Origin of the sequence: Chitinophaga sp., from assembly GCF_036566945.1 — a bacterium.
GTDB lineage: Bacteria > Bacteroidota > Bacteroidia > Chitinophagales > Chitinophagaceae > Chitinophaga.
In genome coordinates, this window is sequence record NZ_DATCVJ010001038.1 from 1 (window position 1) to 10,931 (window position 10,931).

A 10,931-nucleotide genomic window follows, 5' to 3' on the forward strand; every position below is an offset into this window, starting at 1 on the left:
CCGCCACATTCATATCATGGTGGAAAAACCGTTGGCCACGACGGTAGCAGATGCACAGTTCATGGATTCGCTGGCGCGCAGCTGCAAGGTGCAACTGCTCACCGATTATGAAACCAGCTGGTATCCCTCCGTGGCCAAAACTTTTCAGCTGCTGAACGACAGCAGCTTTGCCGGTCAGGTACGAAAAGTCACCATCAACGACGGTCATCAGGGACCTAAAGAAATCGGCTGTGGCCCCGAATTTCTGCAATGGCTCACCGATCCGGTGCTAAATGGCGGTGGCGCACTGATGGACTTTGGCTGCTATGGCGCCAACCTGATGACCCATCTCATGAAAAATCGTTTACCCATATCCGTTACTGCAGTCGCCCGCCATTATAAACCACTGGTATATCCTAAGGTAGAAGATGATGCCACCATCCTGGTGGATTACGGCGACGCACAATGCACGATACAAGCCTCCTGGAACTGGACTTTCAGCCGTAAAGACATGGAAGTATATGGCGACAAAGGCTACCTGATTGCCGCCGATAAAAACACGCTGATACAACGCAATAATGAACGCCAGCCTGCCATCACCAGGCATATAACGGCAACGGATATACCAGTATATGAAGATCCTTTCCGCTACCTGATCGATGTATTGAATGGCAGCATCAAAATGCCCGACCACGGGTTATATGCACCCGCCAATAATGTGATTGTAGTACGTATTCTCACTGCCGCACGGGAATCAGTAGGTACCGGCAAGACGGTTAAATTCTGATCCGGGAAGTTGCTGGTGGGATATTTGTGTATCACGCCAGCAACCTTCCTCACTAGATACTTTGCTGCCAAATAATCACGATGTTTACATGGAACACAACTGTTTTCGTTTATCTTGCGGCCTAAAAATTTAACCTTCCATGAAATCCGTTGTTAATTACTTCCATCTGGCAGCCGAATTTACCAACCCCGCGGTATTTATTTGGGGCGCCGTCCTCAGTGGTCTCTTAGCTTTCATCGTCGCGTTGGTACTGGTCATTTTATTACGCAAGCATATTCTCGTGGATCGCTCTCATAAAGTACTCCGGTTTATTGCTTACACCTACTTCATTCTTTTGCCGCTGCTGGCAGGTTTTTTTGGGTTTAAATGGGGCTTTTTTAATAGTCTGCGGAAAGATATTAAAACACATGCCGGCGTATATGCGAAGCATGTACCTTCCGTTTTTGATGAGAAGGCCAACAGTGCGGTACAATCACTTTTCGGGTCAAAGGAGGGCGGTGTTTCTCCCATAGCCGGACTCACCTCCAATCAACTGATTGATACCATTGGCACCGTAGTGTATAACGTATACGGATCTACGTTGGAGCAACGGGCTTCCCTGGAAGGTGTACAGGGTAAAATGGCTAGCTTTATGCTGCGTACCACCAAAGGCGCCGGTATTGCTTTTGTCATCAAAAAATACATCAGAAAACTCCTGACCGAAAAACTGGGACTCCATGAAGAAGTGAGCGCCGACCTGATGCAAACAGAAATCACTGCTATCATCAATGGGGGGCTGTTTGTGAACATCGCCCTGATACAGGTGGATCATTTTCTCAAAGGCTTGCAGAAAGGCGTATTGATCACCTTCCTGCTCATTTTTGCCATCCCCTGCATAGAAATAGGCATAGCGCATTACCTGCGCCGCAAACGTCTTAAAGCGGTGCCACAACCGGTGACGGCGTAAGCGCGCGAGTTTTTGTCTTTCCCAGGATTATACTGATTTAGATGATTTTCCAGATTTTTGTTTTTCTGATTTTGGAAGATTAAAAAAGATTTGGGTAGATATGAGCGACAGTTATCCGCTAATATCTACCCAAATCTTTTTAATCCTGTAAAACAAGAATCTGGAAAATCATCTAAATCAGTATAATCCTGGGAAAGACAAAAACTCGCACTACATAAATAATATTTACCTTCCATATGAAAGAACATGCCTTTCAACTAAATCTGCCTTAAATACCCTTTTTTACCTGCCTGCGATCTTTTTAGCCCCAGAAATCGTAACTTAACTATCAGTAAACAGGATAGCCGTTAACGTTATTTCATGTCATATGAAAACAGGTACTATGAGATTTAGCTGTTTTAATATCATTGTCCTCCCCATTATCATTGTTTTGTTTGCGGTAAGTGTACAAGCGCAGCAAGCTACCTCTTTCAACGACACTTATCAGCAGTTAAGCCGGTTTATGGATACGGCACTCATCCCCATGAAAACAGGAGGTACCAGTCTTGCTTTTTCCTTAAAAGCAGAAATTGACCATGGAGAAATTACTAAACTGTATTGTTCCACCAACGTGGCAGGAGATCTGAAGCCCCGTTTCTTCCGTTTGCAGGACCTGGATATCCGATGGAATAAGTTTACGGGTAAGAGTGGTAAATATTATGTGATCATTCCCGTGTATTTTATAGTAGAACATGCATCGGGAAAAATACAACTGAATTCAAAAACAGAATTTACCAATGGATTTTATTTCGACGACGGAGATTTGTTTGATAACAAGCCATTGAATAATTATTTCTTCCTAAAACCCATCTACCTGCAACGCTACTTCTGATGCCGGCTTTGCATGTTGCAGCCTGTACTGCGAAGGCGTAACCCCTTCGAAACGTTTGAAAAATTTAGTAAAATTGGAATTATCGAAAGTAAGTTTATCGGCAATATCGGTGATGGTGAGCGTTGAATGCGCCAGCATCTTCCTGGCTTCTTCCATCAATCTCATCTCAAAAAAATAGCAGGGTGCATGATTGGTATGCAGCTTAATGGTATTACTCAAATGCACCGGATGAATGAACATCTGGCTCGCAAAGTCTTTAATATGGTACATCCGATCAATGCTGCCATCCATGATCTGATCTATATGTTTGTTGACAGCTTCAATAAATGTAGCCGTAATGGCTGCTTTCCTGGATTGGTATTTCTGAGGAAGTTCGGGCATGATGAAAAAGATAAGTACTAAAGGTACTAAATTAAAAAATAGCTGCTTATCATGTGGCACCCGCGTTTTTGATTTTAACAATTTGGAAAAGGTTACCTTTTCCCGCTTCGGCGTATAAAGTTTAAATTCTCCTGTTATGCGCCCTTCACTTTATTATTTGATGATCCCTGTACTAGGCTTGTGTGCCTGTAGCGCCCACCAGCTGTCTAAGGAAGAAAGAGCTTATGCGGCTACTGCAGACTCTACATCTCTCTCCGAAGACATCAACAACATTAATTCCTCCTCCCGTAAAAGGGTAAAGTCGGCCGACGCGCGATGCCGCGTCCCCAGCGTGTTTCAAGCTACTTCCAAATTGGAACGGCTGGTCACTAGTTTAGGTGGCGTAGTGGTGGAAAGTAATTTGCAAAACGAATCCGTTCAACACTACCAACTGCCTTACAGTGCTGACTCTATCAAAAGCATTCAGCTGTATACCCCCACTGTAAACCTCACGTTAAAAGTGCCGGTAGAACATTTGGATTCGGTAGATCAATCACTCACCGCGATCGCCAGTTTCATAGAACACCGGGTGATCAAAGACCAGGACATGACGCTGAAATATCTGGCCAATGCCATGAAGAATGAGCAGCACGAATTAAAGACCGGAAAAGAAGAAAAAGCCGCTGCCAGACGGGAACAGGCCGCTGAAAAACGGGAGAAAGCCAGCGCCGGAACTTCTGTCAATGTAACCACTACCACCGGTACGGAAAGTAATGATGCGCAACTGAATGCCGTTGCCTACCAGGATCAGAAAGATGCGGCGGTGATAGATCGCAGAATAAATAACCTGGCCATTTTGGATGACGTTAATTATTCTACACTCACCATCCAGCTGTATCAGCCACAGGTAACAGATGTACAGATTATGTTAAACCCCGCACAGATCAGCCGTGCAGGGTTTGGTACAGAGTTGCTGACAGCCGTAAAAAGCGGTGCAGAAATATTGCGCAATATCTTATTGTTTTTCGTGCAGATCTGGCCCTTCCTGATCGCCTTTGTATTAGGCTGGATCGGCTACCGGAAGGTAATCCTGCGTAGAAGTTAGGAAAGCATCCAGGGCTGCATTAAACTCCGCCGGTAGTTCCATCATAGGCGCATGGCCGCATTTCGAAAGCATGACCAGTTCAGCTTGCGGCAGATAGCGTTTAAATTCCAGGGCCACTTCCGGCGGAGTAATTTTATCTTCTTCTCCCCATATCAGTAAAACAACAGTAGAGATCTGTGGCAGGAGCGCAGCGACGTAATTACGCTGGGCTGATTTGGCCATTTTTACGATGTGAAAACATTTGCGGGCATCCGTAGTAGTCGCAAATACTTCCGCCACCAGTGCATCCGTAGCAGTAGCCGGATCGTAAAAAGTATAAGCCACCCGTTCTTTTATGTAAGCATAATTACTCCGCTTAGGATAACTACCCATACTGGTATTTTCATACAAACCAGAACTGCCGGTAAGAATTAACCGGGCTACCTTTTCAGGATACCGGTGCGTATATAAAATGGCCACATGACCACCGAGCGAATTGCCCACCAGTATTACGTTTTCCAGTTGAGCCGATTGAATATACCCCGTCAGAAAATTAACCAGGTAATCGAGGTTATCTTCTCCATGCTGATCATAAATAGGCAAGGGGGGAATATGAATATCGAAGCGTGATTCAAAGTGTGTAACAACGCCCGCCCAGTTACTTAATCCGCCAAAAAGACCATGCAATAAAATCATGCTTTGTTTCATAGAATTTTTGATACAAAGCTATTACGTAGCGGGGTGTAAGACTGTGATCTCAGTCACAAAAGTTGCGGGTCTGGTCCAGCAGGTATAATCGCGCTCTGCTAAGGGCTTCCCGGCTGGTGTAAAGGTAGCGGGCAATATTGGTGAGCGATATTTTTTGTATGATAAAAGGGCGGCGTTCCAGCAGGAACCTGTAACGTTGTAACGGGCTTTTTAAAGAAAGAATATACTGGTGTTCAGATTGTTGTTCCAGCAGTTCCTGGTACAACTGCAGATTTACATGCAGCAAATTCATATGAAGATCATAGAGTGGTTGCAGTTTTTTGATGTTAATTCTCAACACCACGGCATCTTCCACGGCGATAATGCTCACCCCGGACGGCGCTTTCTTATTGTAGCTTTCACAGTTGGCGAGAAAGTCGTCGATGAAACTGAATTTTACGATTTTCTCATTACCTTCTTCATCCAGGATAGCAAATTTAAACATGCCGGATATCACAAAAGCAGCATAGCGCGCTACTTTCCCATACCGCAAAAATGAATCTCCTTTTTTGATGTGCTTTACAGTGGCAATGGAATCCAGTAGCTGCCATTCCGCCTCGGTGACAACCGGGTATTTTTTCATGAGGCGATGGTACACAGCTGGCAATTCGTATTTCATGCAGGCGTTGTTTAATCGCAAAATAGCATTTTTTTGATAAGCATAAAGCAGAAAGCATAAAGCGAAAAGCATAAAGCAAAAAGCTATTGAGACGAATGGACTGTGAGAAGGAATTATATCCGCTCCGTTCATTCGCCTCAATAGCTTTTTGCTTTATGCTTTTCGCTTTATGCTTTCTTTGTTTGGTCTCTTTTAGCTTTCACTTTATCATGCGAACGTTTCAGTTCCTCTTTTTGTTGGGCTAACATTTCCCGTATATATGCCGGCAGATTTTCGTGGTCCAGCGCATCTTTATAAGCCCGTTGTGTGGCATCTTCTCCTGCTTCGCAATTAGATAATACCGTATGACGGTCATGACCGGTAAAGATGGCTTTTACATCCATCCAGGCACGATATACCTTACCGCTGGTGGTAGTGCTGTTTTCCATGGTGCCACCGGCGGCCTGTACTTCATTGCCCAGTGCATTGCGGAGTTGGTGGCTTTCAGCAATCATGTCAGTGAAAAGCGCCTTCAGGTCAGCATCTTCCGGTTTTACTTCTTTCAAAGCTTTTTCATAACCCTGAATACGATCATTGTTAATGGCGATCAGGTCATTTAGTACCTCGTTGGTAGCTGCGGCGGTGATAGTTTCCATGGTGAAGTTTTTTTTAGTGTATCTGGTAGACGCCATAAAACATGCCAACAGATTTACCTAATTTCCCGCTTTGTCATGAAATCGGGTGAATCCATGCGGTATTTATTTTTGTTAATGAGTTGTTTGCTGTTTCAGTTTGCTTACGCAGGTGGACTTTCTTCCTGGGTGAAATCCACACCAGGCGGGAATGAGATGGAATATGACGGTACCAGTACCTATCGCGCAGAGCTGAGATGGTCAAAATGCCCCGATTCGTCGTCCGAAGGCATTTATTTCCACGACTGGTACTTTTACCGGAATTATATTATTGGAGAACGGGATAGTGGCGTATATGTGATCGCAAATGAGACTACCTGTACCGCCCTGACCTTCCATAGTGTAGAAGCGTTTAATCATTATGTGGCAGAACATCACCTGCGCCCTTCTTTATGGATGCGTCGTTACGATCCTATTCACCCCGGGGAGCAACTCGACACCTTGTTATTCGCGGCATTTATGCTGAGCCCCGTCACGGTGCCGGTACTGTTGTTCTACTTATTTATTTTAGGAGGACTATTCTTCGGCAAGAAGAGGACGCGGCTTAAAATAATCTTCCTGGTAGCACTTCCGCTGTGGGTACTGATAACGGCGTTATTGCAGTGGTGTCCTCAGAGCCTGTAGCCCTGATCTGGTATACCGCTGTTTCGGCGTAACGGGAAGCCACTACGATGGCGGTACCATTGGCATGCTCGTTAAAAAGCGCCTGCACCAGCTCCGGACTATTATTATCCCTGGAAAGGTGGGACAACAACAGATGGCTCATAAAAGTGGGACGGTAGTTATTAAATATTTCCAGCGCCTGTGCGTTGGATAAGTGACCTTTCCCACCACGGATACGGTTTTTCAGGTAGTAAGGGTACCTGCCCTTGTCCAGCATTTCTGTATCATAATTGGCTTCCAGGAACGCAGCATGGCATTGCTGAAAATGACGGATCACATGCTCGCAGGGGGCGCCGATGTCGGTAAATACGCCGATGGTGACCGCATTCCCCGCCACTATAAAGCTATGTGGTTCTGAGGCATCATGATGTTTGGGAAAAGCGGTGACAGCCAGCGCGCCTATTTGTACCGGCTCATAAGGATTGAACGACATCACCAGCTGTTCATCCAGGGTAAGACCGCCATGGGTAAGGGTACTTTGGGTAATATACACCGGCAGCCGGTATTTTTTTGCCAGCACCGTTACACCCCGGATATGATCTATGTGTTCATGCGAAATAAATATCGCCTTTACTTTTGTCATTGTTAACCCCAGGCGGGCCATTCTCTTTTCCGTTTCCCTACAGGAGATGCCTGCATCCACCAACACCGCTTCACTGTCGTTACCGATGTAATAACAGTTACCGTTGCTTCCCGAATTCAATGATGTAATAAATAATGACATGCGGACAAAGGTAGAATTTCAGGTCGAGATTTGATGAACCGGTTCTTTATAAATGCAACTATGTTGCATATTGTTTTTTAAAGTATATTTGCCGGAACAGATTTCACCGCATGTTATTGACTATGCTAATGATAAAATGGGATGTATCACCGGAGATTTTCCGCATAGGCGGTTTTGCCCTGCGGTATTACAGTATCGGCTTTATGCTGGCCTTTATAGGGGCTTATATGGTACTATGGTATGTATTCCGGCAGGAGCAGCGCTCCCGGGAAACGTTGGATCGTCTGCTGGTATATATCATGGCCGGCACATTGATAGGTGCACGCCTGGGGCATTGTTTCTTTTACGATTTTGCTTATTACAAATATCATCTTTGGGAGATATTCCTGCCTTTTACTTTTACAGATGGTCGTGTCGAATTCACCGGCTACCAGGGACTGGCCAGTCATGGTGCGGCCATCGGTATTTTGCTGGCGGCGCTGCTATTCAGCTTTCGGTACCGGGTGCCTTTGATCTGGCTGCTGGACCGTTTGGCATTGGTAGTACCGCTGGCTGGCTGTTTTATCCGCATCGGCAATTTCTTTAACTCCGAAATTATCGGCATTCCTTCCCCATGGCCCTGGGCGGTGGTATTTACAAGGGTAGATGCCCTGCCACGCCATCCTGCCCAGTTGTATGAAGCAATTTGCTACGCGCTCATTTTTGTGGTGCTATGCTATGCTTATCGGCAACAGGTACCGTTTACTAAACCCGGTCGCCTGTTTGGCTATCTGCTCATCATGGTTTTCACGGCCCGTTTCATTATTGAGTTTGTAAAGGAAAATCAGGTGGCATTCGAAAAAGGCTATTTGTTAAATATGGGACAGCTGCTAAGTATCCCGCTGATCCTGCTGGGCATTTATTTTTTAAATTTTTATAAGAAGAGATATGAAGGGAGATAGACCTATAAAGGTGTACATTTTAACCGGTTTCCTCGGGGCGGGCAAAACTACCATCTTAAACAGCCTGCTGTCGCAGTTTACCGGCTATCGGAATGTGGTAATAGAAAATGAGTTCGGGAAAGTGAATATCGACGCCACACTGATTGCCGAAAAAATAGACCAGCTCTATGAACTTACCAGTGGCTGCATCTGTTGCTCACTCGACAATGACCTGATGGAAGTACTCGGCGGCATACTCCGGCAGGAACATCGCCCCGATCACGTATTCATAGAAACCACCGGCATTGCGGATGTAGGCAATATCGTCGGCATGTTCCATACCCCCGATGTGAAACGCCATTACACACTGGTCAGCACCATCTGCATCACTGATGCGGAAAATGTATTTGAACGCCTGCAACAGGTACCTGAAACCGGCAAACAAATTTCCTGCGCCGACGTGATCATCATCAATAAAATAAAACAGCTACCGGTGTCGCAACTGATCTATTTGTCGCAGCAACTGGAACAAATGAATCCACTGGCTTTTATCACCACCTCTGAAAACGGCAGCATATCCCTGGATACCCTGCAATTCCCCGAGAAGCCCTTAGTCCCGCAGGCACCGGTGCCTGCGGTGAAATCACCCCATAAAGTCAATACCGTATTGTTTCAATCCCCGCAAGCTTTCGACCTGAACATGCTGGTATTTGTGCTCGATTTTCATTGTAACGTATATCCTGACCAGTTATATCGCATTAAAGGGTATATACAGGTGAAAGATAGCCCGGACCGCATGCTGGTACAGTCTACCGGAAAATACCTGAACATCCTGCCTGCAGGACAATGGGGCGATATACCGCCGTCGTCAACGTTGGTGTTTATAGGCAAAGATTTGAAAACGGCTACTATACAGCGGATTTTGGCGCCGGCACTGAGGGGATAGCGCGCTGTAAAAATAAATTTATGGAAATTTTCGCTTTTAGCATCTTCCATAAAATTCATGGTTATGACACTCGCGCAGACTTCCTCATTTTCCATTTGTATATTCCTGTTTATCATCTTTGCCAATAAACCGGTGCTATGGAATGAAGCGGCGATCCCGACAGTCGCGTCTAATAACGCTCATGCCACTACGAAATCAGTATCCGATATTCCATTGCCGGCCGGCTACAAACGGCTGCCGCAGTTAGCAGGTACTTTTGGCGCCTGGTTGCGTACCATGCCATTGAAGCAAGACAACAAAGTATATCTCTATAACGGACAATTAAAAAATAATCAGCAGGCGCAATATGCAGTACTGGATATTTCTGTGGGCAGCAAAAACCTGCAGCAATGCGCTGATGCCGTCATGCGTTTGTATGCAGAATATTTATATGCAGCCAGATCATTCGGGGAAATCAGTTTCAACGCCACCGATGGAACAAAGATGGCGTATAGCGACTGGATGAAAGGGGATCGTTTTGTACTGAAAAACAATCGCCTTCAAAAAGTACGACAGGCAGCCCCGGGCAGCGGGCAGGCTTGCTTTGCACAATATCTTGAAACAGTTTTTTCCTGGGCAGGTACGCTATCGCTTAGCAAAGAATTAATACCGGTAAAGGATACACGTAAATTACTCCCCGGAGATGTATTTATCAGAGGCGGAGCACCCGGACATGCAGTGATCGTGATGGATGTGGCGGAAAATGCGGTAGGAGAACGGATTTTTTTGTTGGCACAAAGTTATATGCCTGCGCAGAATATCCATGTGCTGAAGAATCCCGGTGCTGCTGGTCCCTGGTACGCAGCGGGCTTTTCAGGAAAACTGTTCACGCCGGAATGGGTGTTTGATGCCAATGAGTTGACGCGGTTTCCCTGAAATGCAAGAGGGGGTTTTATATATACAACAACAGCGCATGAATAATGCGCTGTTGTGTGTTTTTGGGGCTAGCACCAATTTATTCTGTATGCGCTATATATTCATTCTCTACTTCGCCGTCTGCATATAATTTAAGGATAGCATATCCTGGTGGTGTTTCCAGGTAATAGCCTTCACCGGCAGATTCTTTATCTCCCTTACCCCACCAAAATCCGCTCATAGCACCGTTGCAACAATATCTTATGCCATTGTACACCGCGTTATCGGAGAGGTGATTATGGCCACTCAAACAAACTTTTACTTTGTCGCGGTGTTGGAAAAATAATGTTTTCAGGCGTTGATGATCGGAATGGCCACCGCCTACCAGTATAGGTGTAATGCCTAATATCGGGTAATGCGACATCACCAAAGTGGGGGTGTTGGCAGGCAGTTGTTGCAGGTCCTTTTCCAGCCACTGGTATTGTTCTTCATCCAGCGATATTTTATCGTTGTTGCCATCCAGGATAATAAAATGCCAGCCTTTGCGGGTGAAACTATAATAGCGGTACGGTATTTTCAAACGCTTTACCACATAGTCTTTACCATACATGCTATCTTCTTTGGTGGGAGCTTTCCACCAGTTATCATGATTGCCGATGCAGCTGAAAATTTCAAAACCATTTAAGCTGCTGATACAATCATCCCAGATCTGCCAGAGCT

General features: G+C 45.5%; 14 protein-coding genes. 8 read left to right on the forward strand and 6 right to left on the reverse strand.

The genetic code is table 11. The annotated features are described in order from the left end of the window. The 3 genes from VIP81_RS31320 to VIP81_RS31330 form a co-directional block, all read left to right on the forward strand. On the forward strand, nucleotides 1-766 hold a 766-nt coding region (locus VIP81_RS31320), incomplete at its 5' end, for a Gfo/Idh/MocA family oxidoreductase (protein ID WP_331971395.1). A 139-nt stretch (nucleotides 767-905) separates the two neighbouring features. Continuing rightward, on the forward strand, nucleotides 906-1,712 hold the full coding sequence (locus VIP81_RS31325) for a hypothetical protein (RefSeq protein ID WP_331971398.1): 807 nt from the start codon (nucleotides 906-908) through the stop codon (nucleotides 1,710-1,712). Between the two features lie 382 nt (nucleotides 1,713-2,094). After that, nucleotides 2,095-2,583: a hypothetical protein gene (locus VIP81_RS31330; protein WP_331971402.1), complete on the forward strand. Its 489-nt coding sequence runs from the start codon at nucleotides 2,095-2,097 to the stop codon at nucleotides 2,581-2,583. On the opposite strand, the gene VIP81_RS31335 is transcribed toward VIP81_RS31330, so the two are convergent. Next, the gene (locus VIP81_RS31335; RefSeq protein ID WP_331971405.1) at nucleotides 2,551-2,964 is read right to left on the reverse strand and encodes a helix-turn-helix transcriptional regulator; all 414 of its coding nucleotides are present in this window, start codon (nucleotides 2,962-2,964) and stop codon (nucleotides 2,551-2,553) included. The genes VIP81_RS31330 and VIP81_RS31335 overlap by 33 nt on opposite strands. Before the next feature lie 136 nt (nucleotides 2,965-3,100). Between VIP81_RS31335 and VIP81_RS31340 the strand changes: the two genes are divergently transcribed. Next, the gene (locus VIP81_RS31340) at nucleotides 3,101-4,048 is read left to right on the forward strand and encodes a DUF4349 domain-containing protein (protein WP_331971408.1); all 948 of its coding nucleotides are present in this window, start codon (nucleotides 3,101-3,103) and stop codon (nucleotides 4,046-4,048) included. Here VIP81_RS31340 and VIP81_RS31345 read toward each other — a convergent pair. From VIP81_RS31345 to VIP81_RS31355, 3 genes are all read right to left on the reverse strand, one after another. After that, entirely contained in the window at nucleotides 4,004-4,735 is a 732-nt protein-coding gene (locus tag VIP81_RS31345) for an alpha/beta hydrolase (protein WP_331971411.1), read from the reverse strand. The genes VIP81_RS31340 and VIP81_RS31345 overlap by 45 nt on opposite strands. Before the next feature lie 49 nt (nucleotides 4,736-4,784). Further along, the gene (locus VIP81_RS31350) at nucleotides 4,785-5,393 is read right to left on the reverse strand and encodes a Crp/Fnr family transcriptional regulator (RefSeq protein ID WP_331971414.1); all 609 of its coding nucleotides are present in this window, start codon (nucleotides 5,391-5,393) and stop codon (nucleotides 4,785-4,787) included. A 167-nt stretch (nucleotides 5,394-5,560) separates the two neighbouring features. Continuing rightward, nucleotides 5,561-6,064, reverse strand: coding sequence for a PA2169 family four-helix-bundle protein (locus tag VIP81_RS31355; protein WP_331971417.1), 504 nt, complete (start codon nucleotides 6,062-6,064; stop codon nucleotides 5,561-5,563). A 57-nt stretch (nucleotides 6,065-6,121) separates the two neighbouring features. On the opposite strand from VIP81_RS31355, the gene VIP81_RS31360 reads away from it, so the two are divergent. Continuing rightward, the gene (locus VIP81_RS31360) at nucleotides 6,122-6,688 is read left to right on the forward strand and encodes a hypothetical protein (protein WP_331971420.1); all 567 of its coding nucleotides are present in this window, start codon (nucleotides 6,122-6,124) and stop codon (nucleotides 6,686-6,688) included. Here VIP81_RS31360 and VIP81_RS31365 read toward each other — a convergent pair. Further along, nucleotides 6,609-7,451 (reverse strand): MBL fold metallo-hydrolase, encoded by an 843-nt coding sequence (locus VIP81_RS31365; RefSeq protein WP_331971422.1) that lies wholly within the window; start codon nucleotides 7,449-7,451, stop codon nucleotides 6,609-6,611. The two genes, VIP81_RS31360 and VIP81_RS31365, sit on opposite strands and share 80 nt — an antisense overlap. Before the next feature lie 128 nt (nucleotides 7,452-7,579). Between VIP81_RS31365 and lgt the strand changes: the two genes are divergently transcribed. From lgt to VIP81_RS31380, 3 genes are all read left to right on the forward strand, one after another. Next, nucleotides 7,580-8,392 carry a prolipoprotein diacylglyceryl transferase gene (gene lgt / locus VIP81_RS31370; RefSeq protein ID WP_331971425.1) on the forward strand — a complete coding sequence of 271 codons (813 nt, stop codon included), beginning with the start codon at nucleotides 7,580-7,582 and terminating at the stop codon, nucleotides 8,390-8,392. Next, complete coding sequence (locus VIP81_RS31375; RefSeq protein ID WP_331971428.1) at nucleotides 8,379-9,317, forward strand: GTP-binding protein; 939 nt, start codon at nucleotides 8,379-8,381, stop codon at nucleotides 9,315-9,317. The genes lgt and VIP81_RS31375 overlap by 14 nt, the downstream gene beginning before the upstream one ends. A gap of 63 nt (nucleotides 9,318-9,380) precedes the next feature. Then, entirely contained in the window at nucleotides 9,381-10,232 is an 852-nt protein-coding gene (locus VIP81_RS31380; RefSeq protein ID WP_331971431.1) for a DUF4846 domain-containing protein, read from the forward strand. Between the two features lie 79 nt (nucleotides 10,233-10,311). Here VIP81_RS31380 and VIP81_RS31385 read toward each other — a convergent pair. Then, nucleotides 10,312-10,931, reverse strand: a 620-nt coding sequence (locus tag VIP81_RS31385; protein WP_331971434.1) for a metallophosphoesterase family protein, incomplete at its 5' end; no start/stop codon positions are given.

Coding starts and splice junctions, on each gene's coding strand:
- VIP81_RS31350 (WP_331971414.1), bottom strand. CDS start 5,393: ATGAAATACGAATTGCCAGCTGTGTACCATCGCCTCATGAAAAAATAC.
- VIP81_RS31365 (WP_331971422.1), bottom strand. CDS start 7,451: ATGTCATTATTTATTACATCATTGAATTCGGGAAGCAACGGTAACTGT.
- VIP81_RS31330 (WP_331971402.1), top strand. CDS start 2,095: ATGAGATTTAGCTGTTTTAATATCATTGTCCTCCCCATTATCATTGTT.
- VIP81_RS31335 (WP_331971405.1), bottom strand. CDS start 2,964: ATGCCCGAACTTCCTCAGAAATACCAATCCAGGAAAGCAGCCATTACG.
- VIP81_RS31345 (WP_331971411.1), bottom strand. CDS start 4,735: ATGAAACAAAGCATGATTTTATTGCATGGTCTTTTTGGCGGATTAAGT.
- VIP81_RS31340 (WP_331971408.1), top strand. CDS start 3,101: ATGCGCCCTTCACTTTATTATTTGATGATCCCTGTACTAGGCTTGTGT.
- VIP81_RS31325 (WP_331971398.1), top strand. CDS start 906: ATGAAATCCGTTGTTAATTACTTCCATCTGGCAGCCGAATTTACCAAC.
- VIP81_RS31375 (WP_331971428.1), top strand. CDS start 8,379: ATGAAGGGAGATAGACCTATAAAGGTGTACATTTTAACCGGTTTCCTC.
- lgt (WP_331971425.1), top strand. CDS start 7,580: ATGATAAAATGGGATGTATCACCGGAGATTTTCCGCATAGGCGGTTTT.
- VIP81_RS31355 (WP_331971417.1), bottom strand. CDS start 6,064: ATGGCGTCTACCAGATACACTAAAAAAAACTTCACCATGGAAACTATC.
- VIP81_RS31360 (WP_331971420.1), top strand. CDS start 6,122: ATGCGGTATTTATTTTTGTTAATGAGTTGTTTGCTGTTTCAGTTTGCT.
- VIP81_RS31380 (WP_331971431.1), top strand. CDS start 9,381: ATGACACTCGCGCAGACTTCCTCATTTTCCATTTGTATATTCCTGTTT.